Annotated in this window: 17 protein-coding genes, 2 pseudogenes and 1 riboswitch; of the genes and pseudogenes, 10 read left to right on the plus strand and 9 right to left on the minus strand. The window is 62.3% G+C overall.

The features are described 5' to 3' along the window. Positions 1-87 precede the first annotated feature (87 nt). Both AC1D1B_RS02640 and AC1D1B_RS02645 read left to right on the plus strand, forming a co-directional pair. A complete protein-coding gene (locus tag AC1D1B_RS02640; protein WP_477329148.1) occupies positions 88-996 on the plus strand; it encodes a LysR family transcriptional regulator in 909 nt (302 codons plus the stop codon). Positions 997-1,208: 212 nt separating this feature from the next. Then, a pseudogene (locus tag AC1D1B_RS02645) lies at positions 1,209-1,349 on the plus strand (S8 family serine peptidase); the annotation flags it as partial. A 19-nt stretch (positions 1,350-1,368) separates the two neighbouring features. Here AC1D1B_RS02645 and AC1D1B_RS02650 read toward each other — a convergent pair. The 4 genes from AC1D1B_RS02650 to AC1D1B_RS02665 form a co-directional block, all read right to left on the minus strand. Continuing rightward, entirely contained in the window at positions 1,369-2,661 is a 1,293-nt protein-coding gene (locus AC1D1B_RS02650; RefSeq protein ID WP_477329149.1) for an NAD(P)-binding domain-containing protein, read from the minus strand. Continuing rightward, positions 2,661-3,227: an OsmC family protein gene (locus AC1D1B_RS02655; RefSeq protein ID WP_477237956.1), complete on the minus strand. Its 567-nt coding sequence runs from the start codon at positions 3,225-3,227 to the stop codon at positions 2,661-2,663. Before AC1D1B_RS02655 ends, AC1D1B_RS02650 begins: the two co-directional genes overlap by 1 nt. A 108-nt stretch (positions 3,228-3,335) precedes the next feature. Next, complete coding sequence (locus AC1D1B_RS02660; protein WP_192255001.1) at positions 3,336-3,512, minus strand: hypothetical protein; 177 nt, start codon at positions 3,510-3,512, stop codon at positions 3,336-3,338. A 344-nt stretch (positions 3,513-3,856) separates the two neighbouring features. After that, positions 3,857-5,203 (minus strand): NAD(P)/FAD-dependent oxidoreductase, encoded by a 1,347-nt coding sequence (locus tag AC1D1B_RS02665; protein ID WP_477330513.1) that lies wholly within the window; start codon positions 5,201-5,203, stop codon positions 3,857-3,859. A 178-nt stretch (positions 5,204-5,381) separates the two neighbouring features. Here AC1D1B_RS02665 and AC1D1B_RS02670 point away from each other — a divergent pair, with 178 nt between their 5' ends. Further along, positions 5,382-6,809: a flavin-containing monooxygenase gene (locus tag AC1D1B_RS02670; RefSeq protein WP_477329150.1), complete on the plus strand. Its 1,428-nt coding sequence runs from the start codon at positions 5,382-5,384 to the stop codon at positions 6,807-6,809. Between the two features lie 83 nt (positions 6,810-6,892). On the opposite strand, the pseudogene AC1D1B_RS02675 reads toward AC1D1B_RS02670, so the two are convergent. From AC1D1B_RS02675 to AC1D1B_RS02685, 3 genes and pseudogenes are all read right to left on the minus strand, one after another. Further along, a pseudogene (locus AC1D1B_RS02675) lies at positions 6,893-7,177 on the minus strand (substrate-binding domain-containing protein); the annotation flags it as partial. 43 nt (positions 7,178-7,220) lie between these two features. Next, positions 7,221-8,246: a hydroxyacid dehydrogenase gene (locus AC1D1B_RS02680; RefSeq protein WP_477329151.1), complete on the minus strand. Its 1,026-nt coding sequence runs from the start codon at positions 8,244-8,246 to the stop codon at positions 7,221-7,223. 485 nt (positions 8,247-8,731) lie between these two features. After that, complete coding sequence (locus AC1D1B_RS02685) at positions 8,732-9,754, minus strand: substrate-binding domain-containing protein (RefSeq protein WP_477329152.1); 1,023 nt, start codon at positions 9,752-9,754, stop codon at positions 8,732-8,734. Between the two features lie 364 nt (positions 9,755-10,118). On the opposite strand from AC1D1B_RS02685, the gene AC1D1B_RS02690 reads away from it, so the two are divergent. From AC1D1B_RS02690 to AC1D1B_RS02710, 5 genes are all read left to right on the plus strand, one after another. Next, complete coding sequence (locus AC1D1B_RS02690) at positions 10,119-11,474, plus strand: ABC transporter substrate-binding protein (protein WP_477329153.1); 1,356 nt, start codon at positions 10,119-10,121, stop codon at positions 11,472-11,474. Positions 11,475-11,694: 220 nt separating this feature from the next. Then, the gene (locus AC1D1B_RS02695) at positions 11,695-12,708 is read left to right on the plus strand and encodes a carbohydrate ABC transporter permease (protein ID WP_023668891.1); all 1,014 of its coding nucleotides are present in this window, start codon (positions 11,695-11,697) and stop codon (positions 12,706-12,708) included. Between the two features lies 1 nt (position 12,709). Then, positions 12,710-13,864: a carbohydrate ABC transporter permease gene (locus AC1D1B_RS02700; RefSeq protein WP_477259662.1), complete on the plus strand. Its 1,155-nt coding sequence runs from the start codon at positions 12,710-12,712 to the stop codon at positions 13,862-13,864. Positions 13,865-13,869: 5 nt separating this feature from the next. Further along, a complete protein-coding gene (gene bglA, locus AC1D1B_RS02705; RefSeq protein ID WP_477329154.1) occupies positions 13,870-15,534 on the plus strand; it encodes a beta-galactosidase BglA in 1,665 nt (554 codons plus the stop codon). A gap of 64 nt (positions 15,535-15,598) precedes the next feature. Next, the gene (locus tag AC1D1B_RS02710; RefSeq protein WP_477329155.1) at positions 15,599-16,711 is read left to right on the plus strand and encodes an ABC transporter ATP-binding protein; all 1,113 of its coding nucleotides are present in this window, start codon (positions 15,599-15,601) and stop codon (positions 16,709-16,711) included. A gap of 75 nt (positions 16,712-16,786) precedes the next feature. Here the strand turns inward: AC1D1B_RS02710 and AC1D1B_RS02715 are convergent, their stop codons facing one another. Both AC1D1B_RS02715 and AC1D1B_RS02720 read right to left on the minus strand, forming a co-directional pair. After that, on the minus strand, positions 16,787-17,026 hold the full coding sequence (locus AC1D1B_RS02715) for a DUF680 domain-containing protein (RefSeq protein ID WP_477328315.1): 240 nt from the start codon (positions 17,024-17,026) through the stop codon (positions 16,787-16,789). A gap of 123 nt (positions 17,027-17,149) precedes the next feature. Then, positions 17,150-17,359: a DUF680 domain-containing protein gene (locus AC1D1B_RS02720; protein WP_477329156.1), complete on the minus strand. Its 210-nt coding sequence runs from the start codon at positions 17,357-17,359 to the stop codon at positions 17,150-17,152. Between the two features lie 501 nt (positions 17,360-17,860). Then, positions 17,861-18,062: riboswitch (cobalamin riboswitch) on the plus strand. 117 nt (positions 18,063-18,179) lie between these two features. On the opposite strand from AC1D1B_RS02720, the gene AC1D1B_RS02725 reads away from it, so the two are divergent. Both AC1D1B_RS02725 and AC1D1B_RS02730 read left to right on the plus strand, forming a co-directional pair. Continuing rightward, entirely contained in the window at positions 18,180-19,427 is a 1,248-nt protein-coding gene (locus tag AC1D1B_RS02725) for an aromatic ring-hydroxylating oxygenase subunit alpha (RefSeq protein WP_477329157.1), read from the plus strand. A gap of 37 nt (positions 19,428-19,464) precedes the next feature. Then, positions 19,465-20,565: an FAD-binding oxidoreductase gene (locus AC1D1B_RS02730; protein WP_477329158.1), complete on the plus strand. Its 1,101-nt coding sequence runs from the start codon at positions 19,465-19,467 to the stop codon at positions 20,563-20,565. Positions 20,566-20,617 lie beyond the last annotated feature (52 nt).

The raw sequence follows: 20,617 nt of genomic DNA on the forward strand, positions 1-20,617 counted from the left end.
AGATATCTCTGGGCAAGGTGTCTGACTTGCAGCTCTTACCTAAGCCCGCTTCCATAATTCGACCATTCGCTGTAATCAGAACAACCTATGAAGCAGAACTACACAATCCGGTACGGTGCGCTGGAGGGCGTGGAGGTGTTCCTGGCTGTCGCCAGGCACCGCAACTTCCGCCGCGCCGCCGCCGATCTCGGTGTGACGCCGTCCGCGGTGAGCCAGGCGGTGCGCATGCTGGAAGCCCGCATGGGTGCGGCGCTGTTCGCCCGCACGACGCGGAGCGTCGGTCTGACCGAGGCCGGCCAGCGCTTCCTCGACCGCGCCGGCCCTGCCTTCGAGGAGATCGTTGCGGCCGGCGAGGCCGCGCGCGACGTCGGCCAACGGCCGACGGGGCTGCTGCGCCTATCGGTGCCCCGTTCCGTCGTACCATTGATCCTGGAGCCGATGATCGCGTCGTTCTGCCGGGCCTACCCGGAGATCGAACTGGAGATTGCCGCGAGCGACGAGATGGTCGATCTGGCGACCGGCGGCTTCGATGCCGGCATTCGCTTGGGCCAGTTCATCGCGTCCGACATGGTCGCGGTGCGACTTACGCCATCGTTCTCGTTTGTAGTTGTCGGCAGCCCCGACTATCTCGACCGCCACGGCTGTCCCGAGCGTGTCGACGACTTGCGCCACCACGCCTGCCTGCGCTTGCGCCGCTCGAACGGCGCCATTGCGCCCTGGTCTTTCGCCGACGGCAACGAGGCGGTCGAGGCGATGGTCACAGGCCCGCTGATCGCGCACGACTATCCGACGTTGCTGGGGGCTGCGATGCAGGGCGTCGGGCTGGCGCAGACGCCTCGACCCGTCGCTGAAGGTCCGATCGCCCAGGGAAAACTCAAGCCGGTGCTGGAGGGTTTGGCCGCCGCGACGCCAGGCGTCTTCCTCTATCATCCCGGCAAGCGCCAAGTCCTGCCGAAACTGCGCGCTTTCATCGATCACCTCAAATCTGCGGCTTGAGGCAATGAATGGGTAGCGCGAACATGATGGTCGTTACCGAAGAAATCGTCCACGGGAATCGGCCGGTCGCGAAATGACGAGGTAGTCCCTATCCGAGCCTGCGAGGTTGAGAACCAAGCTGAACAACGCCTTCATCGATCGAGATCGTTTCGGCAACGCTCTCACCCTTATATGTGCTGCGTACCGCGCATCAGCGTTGATTCCGGGACCACCACGCCGCGCCCGAACGCTCGGCCGACGACATCGAAAAGGCACTGGTGGAGACGGCCAGGGATCTCGGCCCGAAAGGTCGCGACAATGATTTCGGCTATGGGTTGCTGGACACCAAGGCGGCGGAAGCGGCGAAGCAGTGAGTTTTGCGGCGCGGTCCCTTCAAGTGGCAACTGCGCGCAGTGGCATCTCACGCTTGATCGTCCTGTCGAGGTAGTCGGTCAGATGCGCGGTGAGTTCTCGCGCGTCGTCTTCGGCGCCGTGAATGAAGCTCGATTTCCGGCGACGTAGATATGGCAGGCCCACCACATAGACCCCGGGAACGTCAGCAACGCCCCGATCGTGCTTGAGGTCGCCCTTGCGATCGAAGATCGGCAGGTCCAGCCAGGAAAAGTCCGGCCGAAAACCGGTTGCCCACAGCACCGTGCGAATGTCTTCGCCGAGTCTAAGATTCAGTTGCGGCGCCCCGTCGATTGCAGTGGGGGCAAAGCGCTCGATGGGACCAACGCCGGACGGTGCATTCGCCTCTGCCCATTCGTCGATTGAAGCGAGCAACCGGTTCATCTTCAGGTCAGCGAGCGCGCAGACGTTGCGAAGCGTTCCGGAAAACTGGGCTGTTGCGTCGCGAATGCCCATCAGGCGTCCGACGATTTTAACGCCTTGCCCCTGCAGGACATTGAGGTCGAGCGTGGCGCGGTCTGATGCGCCCGCAAGCTGCGGCGATGGTACTCTTCGGGCGCGATCGGGGTCGTCAACGTCTTCGATGCGCTGGTCGAGCACGCCCGTCGCAAGCATCCACCATTGGATATCGCGACCTCGATAGACGCGCGGCAGCCGGACGTGTTCGCCCACCGCGAGCGTGACGGGCCGGCCACTGAGCTGGATCTCCTGCGCCAATTGCAGGCCTGTCGCCGATGCCCCAACCACCAGCACGCCGCCAGGGGCAAGTTGCCCCGGATTGCGATAGGAGCGAGCCGATAGTTGTTCGAGGGTCGCGGGCATGGCCTCGGCCAGCCGAGGTATGACCGGTTTGTTGAAGGCGCCAGTCGCGAGCACTATGGCACGGCACAGCCAGTCCCCATTTTGGGTTTCCACCCGAAAGCCGTGGCTGCTCTGCGCAACTCTGTTGACTGCGGTGCGCGTCAGAACCGGTGCTGATGTGTACGTGGCGTAATCGGAAATGAAATCGGCGACCTGCCCGACGCTCATGTAACCGTCCGGGTCATCGCCCTGGTATGGGTAGTCGGGGAGCCGCGCCATCCAATTGGGTGTGAGCAAGTGCAGTGAATCCCAGCGCTCAGTGCGCCAGCTATTCGCAACCTCGCCCCGCTCGAGAACCACGTGCCTGAGCGAGTGCTGGCCCAGCAGATAGCTCATCGCCAGGCCCGAGTGACCGGCACCGATGACGACGACGTCAACGGTGCCGGCGATCCCGCGCGATGGGCTTTCGCTCATCAGGACTTGCTCGAGGTGACCGTGACATCAGTTGGGTTGGTGATCACGTCGAAGACCGCCGAGCGCTTTTGCGACTGCGCGACAAGAGCGGCTATGTCTTCTGCGCTGGCGTCCGCGTCGATGTCGTAGTGCACCTTGATGCCGTCGAAGCCGTTGCGGACGTCCGGATCGATGCCGAGGATGCCCTGGATATTCATGCCGGCTTCGAGCGTCGCCTTGACCGAGTGGAGCTGGATGTTGCGGTTTTGTGCGACTGCCGCGATGCCCGCGGTCAGGCAGCCGGCCAGGCCGACCAGCACAAACTCGACGGGTGTCGCACCCTTATCCTCGGACGCAAAGATTTCCGGGTGATCGGACTCGAACTTGTAGGTCTGGCGATGCTGCTGTTCTGCGCCCAGGCCGAAGAATCCGTCGACTGTAGCTCGGTTGTGGGTCCCCTTGACCCATTCACTCGTGGCGCGCCACTTGAAGCGGGCGGCCTCGGGGGCATCCTTCAGCGCCTCGCGGGCGCCAAGCAAGGCGGCTACGTTGACACCATTTGTGGCAGTTTCCGTGTGTTTGGTCATATGTCGTACTCCTGTTGACAGGTGAGGTTCCGCTTGCAGCGGACGGTGCTGGCGTAACTGCGGCAAAGCCGAACTCCAGGGATCGCCGAGGTTGGGGTGGTGCCTCGTTCAGAGGATCCTGCCCCAGCTGTTGGAAGAGAGCCTTTTCTGGCGCGGTGTAACCGGCCAGCCAATGTCCTTTTGAATTTCCAACGGCAGGCTGTTCAGAACGCGTTCGGACTTTCGTGCTTCACGGGCGTTTTTGATAGCCGCCCCATAGCGCGCGACCGTTTCAAACATTGACATCTTTATCTCCTGTAGAGCTTTGGGCGCCTCGGGTTATGCTCACGCAACCGCGCAACGGTCTGTTAAATGCTCCACATTTGTATCTGCAAGGTTGCACCAAAACAGACGGTCGGTAACAAAATCCCATATGGCCGACGCAAGGGATCGTTTGCCGCAGCGAAATATTCGCGCGATTGCCAGCCTGATCCATGCCGTGCCCGAACGCTCTGCCGACAACGTCGAAGAGGCACTGGCCGCCACCGCCAGGGAGCGCGGTCCCAAGGGCCGCGACAATGATTTCGGCTATGTTTGCTGGATACGAAGGCGGCGGAAGTGGCGCTGGGCGGATTTCGCGCCCGACCGATTCAGAGTGCCGGACCTAACCGGACAGGGCTTCCATCATGGAAGCGCGACAGTCGAAAGCGGCTGAGGTCGTGCCCGGTCCCGTTTCCCTGGATCATGTCGGCAACGACGCGACCTATGCCAGGCCCGATGCCGAAGCCGTGACCACTCATTCCCGTGGCGACGAACAGACCGCCGATTGCCTCCGCCCGATCCACGACAGGGACGACGTCGGGCATGGCGTCGATCATGCCGCCCCAGCCGGCCTTCAGGCGAACGGTTTCGAACTGTGGAAAAAGGCGTTTGAAATTGCGTTCTATCGATCGCAATTTGGCGGGTTCCGGGGCCGGGTTGAGCACCCGCTTTCTCTCGAAAGGGCTCTGCGAATCCGGCGCCCAATCGCGCGGGGTCGACCAGCTATCGGGGTAGCCTGATGGCGCGAACGGCAAGTAGCGTGTTCCCAGCGGACTGTCCCTGAGGGCGGGCAGATATTTGGTGGCGTGGCGGAATGCATCAGGCCCCAGGTAAAGCAAATGGCTGCTCCCCGGGGCGAGCGTGTAGCCGCCATCCTGCCGGCGCCTGAAAGCGATGTGTTCGTCAGCCGCCGCGCCCGGATAGATCTCAGGCAAGGGCTCCGTTGCGGCTGCGGTCACCCTGACGCTGAGCTGGGGGATGGACACGCCGTGTCTTCGCAAAAGCAGGGATGACCAGGCGCCGCCCGCAACCAGTACGCTGGAGGCCTCGATATACCCCGCCTCGGTCCACACCCCTGTGACCCTGCCGGCCGAGATTTCGAGGGTTCGCGCTGCGCAATTCTCGATGATTTTGACGCCTTTTCGGACGGCAAGCCGGGCAAGCGCCGGCACCGCCAACCAAGGCTCCGCACGCATGTCGGAGGGCGTCGTCATCGCGCCCTTGAACTTGCGCGACGTGCCTTTGATGAGTTTCGCCGTTTCGTTGCCGTCCAGGAGGCGCGTGTCGAGCGCATGGATCGCTGCGATCTTCATGAATGCTTCGAAGCCGGCCATGTCCTTGTTGGAGTTCGCCAGGTAGGTCACGCCTGTCTGGGTCAGCCCGATGTCTTCGCGGCACTCTTCAGCCAGTTGCCGCCACAGGTGAATAGCCTCGATGACAATGGGCAACTCGTCGGCGTCTCGTCCCTGCTTTCGAATCCAGCCCCAGTTTCGGGATGACTGTTCGGCCGCAATGCGTCCTTTCTCCAGCAGCGTGACCGGAATGTTCCTCTGCGCCAGGAAAAGCGCCGTCGTTACGCCGATAACACCGCCGCCAACGATCACCACCTCCGAACTCTTCGGAGCCGGGCCAGGATGCTGGATTGGATCCGCTTCGGAGAACGGGAATGTAGGCAAGTGGCGCACCCTGTGGGCTGGTCGATGGCTCTGGCTTACTGGTTGCCACCCCCTAGAAGTCAAAGCAAGGACAGGGCCAGGCAGACCGTTGTCCCACGACAGCAAAGCTTTGAACCTTCATTGAGCCTATGCGGAGTTTATCGGCAGGGCCATTGCCGGTGCCGGCGAGATTTTGATCGTGGCCGACAGCGGTGTTATCTTGCTCTCGTATCTGGGGGGAGACCATGCGGGTCGTGGTGATCGGTTCAGGCGGCATCGACCGCTGTCTCGGTGGTTGGGCGCTGGCGAAGGCGTTACGTTTTTCGTGCACCGTGTCCGCCTCGAAGCGCTGCAACGGCCCTGGCACCAGGGCCTGTGGCAAATGACGAGTAACGCCAATGTCCTTGATGCGGTGGTAATCGGGGCCGGCTGGGCCGGTCTGGGCGTCAGCCATTCGCTGGCACGGCGAGGTCTGCGCCACAGCATACTGGAGAGAGGCCGCATTGGTGAGACCTGGCGGACACAGCGGTGGGATTCTTTCCAGATGAATACCCCCAACGTCCAGACCGTAATGCCAAGCGACTCCTATGATGGCGCAGATCCGTTCGGTGCCCTGCCATGCAGCGAGTTCGTCGCCCTCCTTGAGGACTTCGCCAGGCGCAACGGGCTCCCGGTCGAACCGGATACTGCGGTGACCGAGCTCGCCCGCGAGCACGAGAATGGCGCGTATCGGCTCACCACCTCGCGTGGCACAGTTTTGGCACGGAACGTGGTGATCGCAAGCGGTCACTTGAATTGTCCGGTGCGCCCGATTTGGGCCGCTTCGTTGACGCCCGGTCTCCGCCAGATCGACGCTTCCGATTATCGCAGCGCCGCCGATCTTCCTGATGGCGCTGCGCTGGTTGTCGGAAGCGGCCAGTCGGGTGCCCAGATCGCGGAGGACTTGGCAACAGCAGGCCGAACAGTCTTCCTTGCCACCGGCCGGGTCGGAAGGCTCTCACGCCGCTACCGAGGTCGCGACATCATGATGTGGCTCGTCGAAAGCGGATTTCTCGACGTGCGTCGAGAGGAAATCATCCGTCTTGCAGGACGCATTCCGCCTCGTGGTGTGCTTGGGGCAGAATACACGATAAGCCTGCAGGCGCTCAGCGCCCGAGGTATCGTGCTGCTTGGGCGGTTCGCAGGCGTCGAGGAAGGCGGCCGTCTCTCATTCGCCGACGATCTCGAAGCGCATGTTCGCTTTGCGGATGAAGCCTCCACCAACGTCAAACGTTATATCGGCGAGTATATCAGCCGCTCCGGGATCGATGCCCCCGTTTCGGAACCCGACCCAGCGGAGACTGTCGCGGCGCATCTGCCGAAACCGACTGTCCGTTCTCTCGATGTTGCCGAGTCCAGCATCACGAGTGTGGTGTGGTGCACTGGCTTCCGGGGCGATTTCAGCTGGGTGAGTCTCCCTGGTGTCATCGACTCAGGGGGACAGCCCATTCATGAGGATGGCGTGGCCGCGCTTCCGGGTATCTACTTCGCCGGGTTGGATTTTGCCTCCACGCGCAAATCGGGCACAATATTGGCGATTGCCGAGGAGGCACATCGCCTTGTCGAACACATTGTGGGGCGCTCGTGACGGGCTGGACACAGTCGATCGGGTTTTGATTGCTAGAGCGTTTTCCCGGAAACGGCGAACCGCCCTATCTCTTGGAATTGCTGTTAGCCCGGCGCGCCCGCGACCGAGCCCCTGACCACCAGGTCGACCGGCCAGACCTCGCCTCGCGCCCCTTCCTCCAGACCGGAAATGCGCGCCGCCAACCGCTCGGCGACGCGCGCGCCGGCGAGACGGATCGACGAGCGTGTCGTCGACAAGCGCACGGAAAAATTCTCCGGCTTCAGCCATGGGAAGACGTCGTCATGGGCAATCAGCGACAGGTCGCCTGGAATGGTCAGGCCGAGATCGCGCACCGCGCGCCCGACGCCGAGCGCCATGATCAGACTGGATGAGCAAGGGCATCAAGGGGCGGCTTGGTGCAGCCTTCTGAAATCACACGTCGCTGAGCGAGGCCGCAGTCCTACGCTGCTTGGCTTGCGGGTTGACGATATCGGCTTGTCCTTCGCCGCTCATCATGGCCCACAGGTTCTTGGCCGCATGCCAGCCGATGGCCTGAGTTCCTTCTGTCGTCCAGGCCGCGACATGTGGGGTGCACAAGACGTTGGGTAGCGAAAACAACGGATCGTCGGTCTTCGGCGGCTCCTGGTCGAACACGTCGAGCGCCGCACCCGCGATTTGGCCATTGGCCAGCGCTGCTCGCAGGGCTGTGTAGTCGATCAGCGATCCGCGCCCGGTGTTGACGACGATGGCTGACGGTTTCATCTTCGCGAACGCGGCGGCGTTCAGGATGTGATGGTTATCCGGGCTCGGCGTTGCGTGTAGCGTCAGGAAGTCGGATTGCGCCACCAGGGTGAAGAAGTCGACGAGTTCGATGCCTGGAGGCGCTTCCTTCAGGAAGGGATCGTAGGCAAGGATGCGGGTCTCCCAGCCCGACAGCCGTTGCGCCACGCCACGGCCGATGCGACCGAGGCCGAGGATGCCGACGGTGGCGCCGCGCAGCGTCGCGCCATGGGTCAGGCCGCGCCACCCGCCACGCCGCATGAATTCGGGCGTCCACGTGCCAAGTTGTTTGGCAACCGCCAGCATCAGGGCGACCGCGTGCTCGCTGACCGTGAAGATCTGAAAATCGTTCGGCGTACTCGAAACCAGAATGCCGTGCTCGGTGGCGGCGTCGATGTCGATGCTGTCGACGCCAATGCCATATTTTGAGATGTAGCGCAGATCCGGAAGCGCCTGCATCACGCGCCTGGTGATGCGGGTGCCGCTTGCCCCCATCAAGGCGACACAGCCATGTGCCTTGGCAATCAGCTCATCCTCGGTGAAGCGCTTGAACGGCATTTCCCAGAGCGCATTGCCGAAAATGACGTTGACCCCACGCTCGCGCAGCCAGTCCAGCGAGGCGTCAGTCGGGTCGTAGCGTTCAAATGCGAGAACGCTGGGCAAGCCTTGAGCGCTCATGATGGTGGCGATCTCCTCAAATACCTTCGAATTCTCCCGACGGAACAGTTCTTGCCGATTTCAATCCGCTTCGAAGCGCCGTCCGGGCTGGTTGGTACGTCGGTCGCGGAAGATGCGCTGGCAGGTGTTGGACAGATGCGTGCGCATTCCCCGCGTTGCCGGGCAGCGGCTTGAGTGCTCAACCGCAATCGCTGCCGGAGGGGGCGCAACGCATCTTAAGCATGCTTCTTTCCTAGGGCATATCGGACCCACGGCCTGAGCCTCTCACACGACCGTCCAAAAAAATAGCGCAGCAGAGGTCCTGCATTCATTTTCCTGGCTATAGCGGGAATATCTCCGCCTCAGTTGGCGGCGTTGGTCGAGGCGCGAACGCATGTATGTCTGCTCAACGGCTGATGTTGGGCGCGTAGGGGCCATTCGCGTCGTGGAAGACGGACGTAGGCTTTGGGTCCAGCTCGATCGCTACAGGTGATTGAGTTCTGACCCTAAACCGGCGCGCCCGCCACCGAGCCCCTGACCACCAGGTCGACCGGCCAGACCTCGCCTCGCGCCCCTTCCTCCAGGCCGGAAATGCGCGCCGCCAGCCGCTCGGCGACGCGGGCGCCGGCGAGGCGGATGGACGAGCGCGTCGTCGACAAGGGCACAGAAAAATTCTCCGGCTTCAGCCATGGGAAGACGTCGTCATGAGCAATCAGCGACAGGTCGCCGGGAATGGTCAGGCCGAGATCACGCACCGCGCGCACGACGCCGAGCGACATGATCAGGCTGGAGCAGGCGATCGCGGTTGGCGGTTCGCTCTGTTCCAGCAGGCGGCGGGCGGCGCGATAGCCGTTCTCCTCGGTCATCGTCACCGAGCAGACATGGCGCTCCCCGAGCGTCAGGCCGCTGGCGGCCAGCGCTCGGCGCATGCCGCGTTCGCGGTGGATGGCGAAGGTCTCGCGGTCGTCGCCATTGATCAGCGCGAGGCGCCGGTGGCCGAGCTGGACCAGCAGCCGGGCCGCCTCGTGGAAGGCGCCCTCATTGTCGATGTCAGTGAACGGGTAGTCGAAATCGAAGCCGTCGCTGCGGCCATGGACGATGAAGGGAATGCCCAGCGCGTTGACCAGCGCCACCCGCCGGTCGGCCGGCCGCGGCGAGGAGATGTAGACCGCGTCGACCTGTCGGTTGGCGACGATGCGGCGATAGGTGGTCTCCTGGTCGTCGGCATCTGCCGGCGACAGAACGAGGTCGAGTTCGTGCGAGCGGGCATAATCGCCCAGACCGGAGAGGAATTCGACGAAATGCGGATCGATGTCGACCGACGCGCCGGTCGGCAGGACATAGCCGATCATGCCGGTCTTGCCGGTCGCCAGCCGGCGCGCGCTCGGGTTGGGCCGGTAGCCGTGGCGCTTGGCGGCATCCACCACGCGCCGGCGGGTTTCCTCGTTGACCTCCGGATAGCCGTTGAGCGCACGGCTTACCGTTGTCTGCGACAGAGCCAGCATATGGGAGAGCTGCTTCAGGTTCACTGGGAGGCCTCCAAGCCTCAAAGCGCTTTTAATTTTGAATCCACGCGGCCGCCACGACGGGCGCCGCCGAGCCCATCGACCATACGCACTGGTCTGGCCAGTTTGAAGCATAATATGCTGCTGCACCGCCAAAAAACCATGCTGCAGTGCACTTTATCAAGTGTTGCAGCACGAACTTAAATCGATTAGCCTACTACCCTCTTGACTTCCGTTGGATTCAATGGCGAGATCAAAAGGACCAAAGCGCTTTGGAAGACTCTTTCGAAAGGTTGCGGTTCCTTTCCGAGTGAGTCACAGTCCTGCGGCGTCGGCGGACGGAATGGAGGTTCCGTCCGGGTGTATGTGACCACTGGGAGGAATACCGATGAAGAAGATGCTTCTGCTTGGCGCAGCGTTTACCACGCTGGCCTTGACCCTGCCGGCGCAAGCCGAACTGAAGTTCAAGCCGGGCGAGGACCCGCGCTTCAACTGGGCCAATTACGAAGAGCTGAAAAAGGTCGATCTCAAGGGCGAGACGCTGACCATCTTCGGGCCATGGCGCGGCGAGGACGAAGGCCTCATCCGCACGGTTCTCGAATATTTCCAGGAAGCCACCGGCGCCGAGATCAAGTACTCCTCGTCGGAGAATTACGAACAGCAGATCGTCATCGACACCCAGGCCGGCAGCCCGCCCAACATCGCCGTTCTGCCGCAGCCGGGCCTGATCCAGGACCTGGCCTCCAAGGGCCTGCTGACGCCGCTGGGCGACGACACCGCCAAATGGGTCAAGGACAATTACGGCGCCGGCCAGTCATGGGTCGACCTCGGCACCTTCAAGGACAAGGACGGCAAGCCGGGCTTCTTCGCCTTCCCCTACAAGGCCGACGTGAAATCGCTGGTCTGGTATTCGCCGGACAATTTCGAGGAAGCCGGCTACAAGGTTCCCAAGACCCAGGAAGAACTCGACGATCTCGAGAAGAAGATCATCGCCGACGGCGGCACGCCGTGGTGCATCGGCCTCGGTTCGGGCGGCGCCACCGGCTGGCCGGCGACCGACTGGGTCGAAGACATCATGCTGCGCACCCAGGCGCCTGACGTCTACGACAAGTGGGTGAAGAACGAGATTCCGTTCAACGACCCGGCGGTCGTCAACGCCATCGACATCTTCGGCAAGATCGCCACCGACGACAAGATGGTCGACGGCGGCGCCAAGGCGGTTGCCGCGACCGATTTCCGCGACAGCCCGAAGGGCCTATTCTCGGTGCCGCCGAAATGCTATTTGCACCATCAGGCCTCGTTCATCCCGACCTTCTTCCCGGAAGGCACCAAGGTGGGGCAGGACGCCGACTTCTTCTACTTCCCGCCCTATGCCTCGAAGCCCGAGCTCGGCACGCCTGTGCTTGGCGCTGGTACGCTGGCCATGATCACCAAGGACTCGAAGGGCGCGCGTGCTTTCATCGAATTCCTGAAGATGCCGCTGGCGCATGAGATCTGGATGGCCCAGGGCGGCTTCGTGACGCCGTTCAAGTCGGTCAACAAGGACGCCTATGCCAGCGACGCGCTGCGCAAGCAGGGCGATATCCTGGCCAACGCTTCGACCTTCCGCTTCGACGGCTCGGACCTGATGCCGGGCAAGATTGGCGCCGGCGCCTTCTGGACCGGCATGATCGATCTGGTCGGCGGCAAGTCGGCGCAGGATGTCGCAACCGACATCCAGAAGAGCTGGGACGCGATCAAGTAATCAGCGGCCAAGTAAATCAGCGGCAAGTCGGCAGCCGCTCAGGCTGCAGTTTTTAGGACGTCCTCCACAGACTGGATCCGGGCCTTGTTGGCCCGGATCCGACCGGCACAGTGTGCCGGACCGATTTGCGTTCGTTCGTTCCGAATAACTTAAATCGGCGCATCGCCACATCGCCAGGGCTGTTCAAGGTCCGGCCGATCATGCGCAGGGAGAGGGACCCATGGCTGCTCAGATTCTATCGGCCATTTTTGTCATCATCATCGGCGTCGGCGGCTGCGTCGCCTATTTCTGGGGCGCCAACAAGCTGGTCGACCTGATTTTCCCGTCGCGCGGCGTCGCTGGGGCTGCGGCCATCGACAATCTGCGCCGGCAAGGACTGGTGCGTCCGTGGCTGTTCGTCGGCCCGGCGATGATCATCCTCACCGTCTATCTGATCTACCCGGTGGTGGCGACGCTCTGGCTGTCCTTCCTCGATCGCGGCGGCCAGCACTTTGTCGGCTTCGCCAACTACGAATGGGCGTTCGGCGACCGCGAATTCCGCAACTCGATCCTCAACAACATCATCTGGCTGGCGGTGGTGCCGGCGGCGTGTACCTTCCTCGGGCTGATCATCGCCGTGCTCACCGACAAGATCTGGTGGGGCACAATCGCCAAGAGCCTGATTTTCCTGCCGCTGGCGATATCCTTCGTCGGCGCCAGCGTGATCTGGAAATTCATCTACGAATATCGCGGCGAGGGCCAGACGCAGATCGGCCTGCTCAACGCCATCATCCAGTATTTTGGTGGCCAGCCGCAGGTGTGGATATCGCTGCCGTTCTGGAACAATTTCTTCCTGATGATCATCCTGATCTGGATCCAGACCGGCTTTGCCATGGTCATCCTGTCTTCGGCGCTGCGCGGTATCCCTGAGGAGACACTCGAAGCCGCCGTCATCGACGGCGCCAATCCGTTCCAGATCTTCTGGAAGATCATGGTGCCGCAGATTTGGGGCACGATTGCCGTGGTGTGGACGACGATCACCATCCTGGTGCTGAAAGTGTTCGACATCGTGCTGACCATGACCAACGGCCAATGGAACAGCCAGGTGCTGGCCAATCTGATGTTTGACTGGATGTTCCGCGGCGGCGGTGATTTCGGCCGCGGCGCCACCATCGCCATCATCATCATGATCGCGGTCATCCCGATCATGGTCTGGAACATCCGCCAGGCGAACAAAGAGACGGGAGGACACTGAGATGGCCGTCGCAACCGGAAAATCCTTTGCCAGCCGTTTCGGCGTCCACATCGCCGTGCTCATCTTCGTCGCCATCTGGACCGTGCCGACACTCGGCATCCTGGTCTCGTCGCTGCGCGACAAGGACCAGATCATCGCCTCGGGCTGGTGGAACTCGTTCTCCAGCTCTACCCAGACCGAAGCCGGGCGGTTGCCGCCGGCCTCGGCGCAGGTCGAGAAGGACGGCAAGTTCGTGCTTGCCGGCAACATCTTTGGCGACGCTGCCGCCCGCAACATCAGCGCCTTCGGCGTCAAGTCGGCGGCACCGACGCAATATCCGGCCGGCACGACTGCCGATCTCGGCGACGGCGTCACCTTGCAGCTCAATGCCGACGGAACTTTCGTCATGTCGTCGCCGAAAGCCTTTGAGGGCGACCGTGGCCAGCGCGTCTATTATGCCTCGTCGGCGCCGCCGAAATTCACCACCGACAATTACAACACGGTGCTGTTTTCGGAAGGCATCGGCCGCTCGTTCATGAACTCGCTGACCGTTACCATTCCGGCGACCGTCATCCCGATCCTGATCGCGGCTTTCGCCGCCTATGCACTGGCCTGGATGCGCTTTCCCGGCCGCGCGCTGCTGATCGCCGTCATCATCGGCCTGCTGGTCGTGCCGCTGCAGATGTCACTGATCCCGTTGCTCAAACTCTACAACGGCGTCGGCACTTTCTTCGGAGTTCCGTCGAAAACCTATCTCGGCATCTGGCTGGCGCATACCGGGTTCGGCCTGCCCTTCGCCATCTATCTCTTGCGCAGCTACATTGCCGGCCTGCCGCGAGAGATCATGGAATCGGCACGCATCGACGGCGCCAGCGATTTCGAGATTTTCGTCAAGATCGTGCTGCCGCTGTCGTTCCCGGTGCTGGCCTCCTTCGCCATCTTCCAGTTCCTGTGGGTGTGGAACGATTTGTTGGTGGCGATGGTTTTCCTCGGTACCGAGGGCGATCAGATCGTGCTGACCGCCAAGCTCAATGCGCTGCTCGGCTCGCGCGGCGGCGACTGGGAGATACTGACGACATCGGCCTTTGTGACCATCATCGTGCCGCTGATCGTGTTCTTCTCGCTGCAGCGCTATTTCGTCCGCGGGCTACTGGCCGGCTCGGTCAAAGGAGGTTGAGACTTATGCAATCCGCTTTGAAGGCGACCTCGAAGCCCGATCTCGCCGTCGATCGCGACTGGTGGCGGGGCGCGGTGATCTACCAGATCTATCCGCGCTCCTACCAGGACTCCAATGGCGACGGCATAGGCGACCTCAAGGGCATCATCCGCAGGCTGCCCTACATCGCTTCGCTGGGCGTCGACGCCATCTGGATTTCGCCCTTCTTCAAGTCGCCGATGAAGGATTTCGGCTACGACGTGTCGGACTATTGCGACGTCGACCCGATGTTCGGCACGCTCGCCGATTTCGACGCGCTGGTTGCCGAGGCTCATCATCTTGGCCTCAAGGTGATGATCGATGAGGTGCTGTCGCACACCGCCGACATCCATCCATGGTTCAAGGAGAGCCGCGCCAACCGCGGCAATCCGAAGGCCGACTGGTATGTCTGGGCCGATGCCAGACCCGACGGCACGCCGCCCAACAACTGGCTGTCGATCTTCGGCGGCTCGGCCTGGCAGTGGGACACCAGCCGCCAGCAGTATTATCTGCATAATTTCCTGTCCGAACAGCCGGACCTCAACTTCCACAATCTGGAAGTCCAGGACGCGCTGCTCGACGTCACCCGCTTCTGGCTGGAGCGCGGCGTCGACGGCTTCCGCCTCGACACCATCAATTTCTACTTCCACAGCCAAGGGCTGGAGAACAATCCGCCGCTGCCGCCGGAAGAACGCAACGACCAGACGGCACCTGCGGTCAACCCCTACAACTACCAGGACCATATCTACGACAAGAGCCGGCCGGAAAACCTTGCCTTCCTCGAACGGTTCCGGGCGCTGCTCGACGAATATCCGGCGACCGCCGCCGTCGGCGAAGTCGGCGATTCGCAGCGCGGGTTGGAAGTGGTCGCCGCCTACACGGCCGGCGGCAAGCGCGTCCACATGTGCTATTCCTTCGATTTCCTGGCGCCGGAAAAGATCAGCGCCGCCAAGGTGCGCCAGGTGCTGGAAGCCTTCGGCAAGGTCGCCAGCGACGGCTGGTCATGCTGGGCCTTCTCCAATCATGACGTGATGCGTCCAGCCTCGCGTTGGGCCGCAGATGAGGCCGATCCGACCGCCTATCTCAAGGTGATCTCGGCGCTGCTGATGTCTCTGCGCGGCTCGGTCTGCCTCTATCAGGGCGAGGAGCTTGGGTTGGGCGAAGCCGAGCTTAAGTTCGAGGATCTGCAGGACCCCTACGGCATCCGCTTCTGGCCGGAATTCAAGGGTCGCGACGGCTGCCGCACGCCGATGGTGTGGGATGCAACCGCCGCCAATGCCGGCTTTTCGACGGCCAAGCCCTGGCTGCCGGTGCCCGGCAAGCATTTGTCGCAAGCGGTCAATGTTCAGCAGGGCGACGCCGCCTCGCTACTCGAGCACTATCGGCGCTTTCTCGGCTTCCGCCGCCAGCATCCGTCGCTGGCCAAAGGCGACATCGAGTTCATCGAAAGCGAGGGCGACACTGTCGCCTTCACTCGCCGCGAGGGCAACGAGCAGATCGTCTGCGTCTTCAATCTGGGCAACAAGCCGGCCACGGTCGATCTCGGCGGCCAGGCGCTGCAGCCCTTGGCCGGGCATGGTTTTTCGGGACAATCCGGCACAGGCTCCATCCGCCTCGGCGGCTACGGCGCCTGGTTCGGGCGTATCGACTGAGTTTTGACGAAACGAATTTCTTGAGGAAATCTGGGTTCTCTAGGGAAATCACTGGGAGGAAATCATGGCCGATGTCACGCTGAGACAAGTGAAGAAATCATACGGCAATCTGCACATTCTCCATGGCATCGACCTCGACATAAAGTCGGGCGAGTTCATCGTCTTCGTCGGCCCGTCGGGCTGCGGCAAGTCGACCTTGCTGCGGTCCATCGCCGGGCTTGAGGAGATCACCTCCGGCGAGCTGAAGATCGCTGGCGAGGTAGTCAACGACGTGCCGCCTTCGAAGCGCGGCATCGCCATGGTATTCCAGTCCTACGCGCTCTACCCGCACATGACCGTCTACGACAACATGGCGTTCTCGATGAAGATCGGCAAGGAAAGCAAGGCCGAGATCGACAAAAGGGTGCGGCAGGCAGCGGAGATCCTGCAGCTGACCAAATATCTCGACCGTCTGCCCAAGGCGATGTCGGGCGGCCAGCGTCAGCGCGTCGCCATCGGCCGCGCCATCGTGCGCAACCCGAAAGTGTTCCTGTTCGACGAGCCGCTGTCGAACCTTGACGCCGCGCTGCGCGTCGCCACCCGCATCGAGATCGCCAAGCTCAAGGAATCGATGCCCAACACGACGATGATCTATGTCACCCACGACCAGGTCGAGGCGATGACGCTGGCCGACCGCATCGTTGTGCTGAAGGACGGCCATATCGAGCAAGTCGGCACGCCGATGGACCTCTACAAGAAGCCCGGCAATCTGTTCGTTGCCCAGTTCATCGGCTCGCCGGCCATGAACATCCTGCCAGCGACCATCGATAAAACGGGTGACCCGACCATCGTCAGCCATGTCGGCGGCCGCAAGGCGACGGTGCCGATCGCGACGCCGGCGTCCGCCAAGGGTGCGGCGGTCAGCTTCGGCGTTCGGCCGGAGGATCTGTCGGTCGCCACCGGCGCGGAATATCTGTTCGAGGGGGTGGTGGACTATGTCGAGCAGCTCGGCGAGGTCCAGCTGGTCTATGTCGACATCGGCCGCGCCGACCTGCCTCTGGTGACCAAGCTGCCCGGCAATGTCGAGGTCAAGCGCGGGGCAAAGCTGCGGCTGACCGCGGATGCCGGCGACCTGCACATCTTCGACGCCGACGGACACTCCTTCTCGCTCAAGCCCCTGGAAGTGAAGGCGGCCTGAGAGTCGGCTCGTCGTATCGGCATGAAAAAAGAGCGGCGGGCCAGGCCCGCCGCTCTTTTTTGGAAACGTCGGCTGTTAGCGGTTGCCGAACAGATCCCGGTTGCTGCCTTGCGGGGCGGGCTTCTGCACGTCGCCCGACGAGTTCAACAGCTTGTAGACCGGCGAACCGGTGTTCGGTACCGACGACGTGCGGGTGTTGTCGACGTTGACAGTCGCCTGGTTGTCGACGGCGCTTGAGCCGACATTGTCGTTGCGGGCATAAGCACTGCCGGCGGCAATCAAAAGCGCAGCGGCAGCAAGAGCAATCTTCTTCATTTCAAGTCTCCTGAGTTTCATCATGCGGCAGAGCGGCTGGGCAATCCCGCCGCTCTGCGTCTTGTTCGATATCGGCCTGGATCGTTTTCCGAAAAACTCGGGGATCAGACGCTGAATCGCCTGTTAGCGATTGCCGAAGAGGTTACGGTCGGAACCCGGGGCCGGCGCCTGAGCAGCCGACGAATCCGACTTCACGATCGCGGCAGTATGGCCGCTGTCGGTCGACGTAACCGCAGGCTGGTTCGAACCATTGGAACTGTAATTGTCGCTACCAGCGAAGGCGCTGCCGGTGATGGCCAAAACGGCGGCGGCAGTAAGGATGATCTTTTTCATTTTTAGCACTCCAGTTTGTCTGTCCGTCTAGCGGCGTGTCCTGGGAGGATTTCGCGTCGTTCGGACAGCCCCGATGTGGGAAAGCCATAGGCTGGTTTCCAATCACGAAGTTGTTCCGTGTGGACCACGACTCTGCACCTTGAAATTGTGCCAGAGAGTTCCTTCATGGTGCTTTATTATATTGTTTTCAGGCAGTTACGTCGAACCGGGCGGTTCGCTCCGGTGTCGGCTTTCGGACCGTCGTTCACACCGTCCTGCACGCATTGTCAACAGAAACGAACCGTTCGGTTCGATTTTAGAGATCGCTAATAGTAACTTTTCGATACCTTTAACCTATTTTGCAGGCGCAGGGGGCTGGATTCGAAGCGATTCGAAACGGCGAGGATCGCTTCCCAAGACAGGATTTCAGCCGTTCAGTCGTTGGCCGAAGCGCATGCCGCGCGTGTCGCGCCGCATGGATACGATGTCGCTTTCATGCCGATGTCGCGATCGCTGCCGTGGTTAGATGATCGCATCTCAGGTGCCGCTTCGTGACGACGCAGCGGAGAATTGGGAAGCCGGTCAGAATCCGGCGCTGCCCCCGCAACGGTGGTGGAGTTCAAGTCGCAACGGGAGACCACTGGGCAACAGCCTGGGAAGGTGTCGCGATGGTCCGCAAGGACAACTCCAGAGCCCGGAAACCAGCCCGAGATGCTTGAACTCGACTGATCGCGGTGGGCGGTCAAGAGGTGGGTAGCGCATGTCCGGCGGCTTGCCGGCCTGCGGCCGATCCTTCCTCCATCACCACCAAGTTCAGTCCTTAAACCACGAGGACAGAACTATGGATGCGCGCAACGACATGCTGAGGCTCTTGAACGGCCGCAAGCAAGGCTTTTCGCTGGAACAGCCCTTCTACACCGACCCGGACTATTTCAAGCTCGACATGGAGCTGATCTGGTATCGCGACTGGCTGTTCATCGGCCATGATTGCGAGCTGCCGAAGCCCGGCAGCTATATCACCGTTCAGATCGGCGACTATCCGGTGGTTCTGGTCCGCGACCAGAAGGGCAACATCAACGCCTTTCACAATTCCTGCCGCCATCGCGGCAGCCGCGTCTGCAACACCGAGAAAGGCACGGCGGCAAAGCTCGTCTGCCCCTATCACCAGTGGACCTACGAGCTGGATGGCCGACTGCTGTTTGCCCGCCAGATGGCCGAGGGTTTCGACAAGAGCCAGTTCGGCCTGAAGCCGGTCGCCTGCGAAAGTGTGGCCGGTTACATCTTCATCTGCCTGGCGAAAGAGCCCGCCGACTTCGCACCGATGCGGGCCATGATCGAGCCCTACCTCAAGCCGCATCGGCTGAGCGAAGCCAAGATCGCTTTCGAATCGACCATCGTCGAGAAAGGCAACTGGAAGCTGGTCTGGGAAAACAACCGCGAGTGCTATCACTGCGCCGGCAACCATCCCGAGCTCTGCAAGACATTCCCTGAAGCGCCGACGGTGACCGGCGTGCAGGGCGCCGACAGCGATCCGGAGATGCTGGCGCACTGGGCGAAATGCGAGGCGGCGGGCCTGCCGAGCAAATTCCGCATCGACCCGGCCGGACAGTACCGCGCCACCCGCGCGCCGCTGCTGCGCGATGCCGTCAGTTATACGATGACGGGAAAGCGCGCCGTGACCAAGAACCTCTCCAACACTGTTGCCGCCGACCGCATCGGCACCTTGATGCACTACCACTATCCGACGACCTGGAATCACATCCTGATCGACCATGCGGTGACCTTCCGGGTGCTGCCGATCAGCGCCACCGAAACCGCGGTGACGACCAAGTGGCTGGTGCACAAGGATGCCGTCGAGGGTGTCGACTACACCATCGACGAACTCACGCATGTCTGGACCGAGACCAACGACCAGGACCGCCGCATCGTCGAGGAAAATGCCTTCGGCATCCTGTCGCCGGCCTATGAGCCGGGCCCTTACTCAGAGCTGCATGAGGGCGGCGTGATCCAGTTCGTCGAATGGTACGCAGCCTTCATCGGTCCGCGCCTCGCCGAAGGCGGCCGGCCGGCGCTGCGCAGCGTGGCGTGAGCTCAGGCAGGCGAAGAAGGACCAGAGGATGAATGCGATGACAGATCTTGGCCTCTATCGCCATCTCGACCAGATGGCGCCGTGGAACGACAGGCTTCAGGTGCTGGAAGTGATCGGCGTCAGCGACGAGGCGCCTGACGTCAAGACTTTCACCTTCCGCTCCGACAACCAGACCTGGTTCCGCTACAAGCCGGGCCAGTTCTTGACGCTGGAACTGCCGACCCCGGACGGGCCGCTGATGCGCACCTACACGCTGTCGTCGTCGCCGTCGCGACCGTTTTCGATCGCGGTGACGGTGAAAGCGCAGGCCGGCAGCATAGGCACGCGCTGGATGTTCGACCATCTGGTGCCCGGCTCGCACGTCAAGGCCTATGGGCCGGCCGGCGATTTTTCGCTGCATAGCCATCCGGCGGCCAAATATCTGTTCATTTCGGCCGGCTCCGGCGTGACGCCGATGATGTCGATGCTGCGCTGGCTGAACGACTGCGCGCCATGGACAGATGTCGGCTTCGTCAATTGCGCGCGGCGTGCGGAAGAGATCATCTTCCGCAAGGAGCTCGAACTGCTCGGCGGCCATATGCCGGGCCTGTCGCTCGGCTTCATGATCGAGGAGCGGTCGAGCCGCGAGGGCTGGTACGGCCATATGGGCCGTATCGACGCGATCCGGCTGCCGCTGCTGGCGCCGGACTTCCGCGAACGCGAGATCTTCTGCTGCGGCCCTGATCCGTTCATGCGCGCCGTGCGCGGCATGCTGGATGCCGCCGGCTTCGATATGACGAAATACCATCAGGAGAGCTTTGCCGCGCCTGCAGTGGAGGAAATCCCGGCGCCGTTTGCCTCACCCGCTGAGGACGGCATCACTTCTCCCGTCGAAGCCGTGACGCCGATCCGCTTCTCGCTTTCGGAGGTCGACGCCGGCTGCGTCGCCGGCCAGACCGTGCTGCAGACGGCGCGCAGCTCGGGCGTGCGGATACCGGCCGCCTGCGAATTCGGCCTGTGCGGCACCTGCAAGGTGAAGAAGGTCTCCGGCGCTGTCGAGATGAGCCACAATGGCGGCATCCTCGACCACGAGATCGATGACGGCTTCATCCTTGCCTGCTGCTCGAAACCGCTGTCGGCGCTCGAAATCGAGGCTTGAGCGGCGCCACATGGCGGCAACTGGTCATGCGGCGCAGGCATGGCGCTCGCGG

The sequence above is a fragment of the Mesorhizobium sp. P2_C5_2 genome (genome assembly GCF_056404535.1).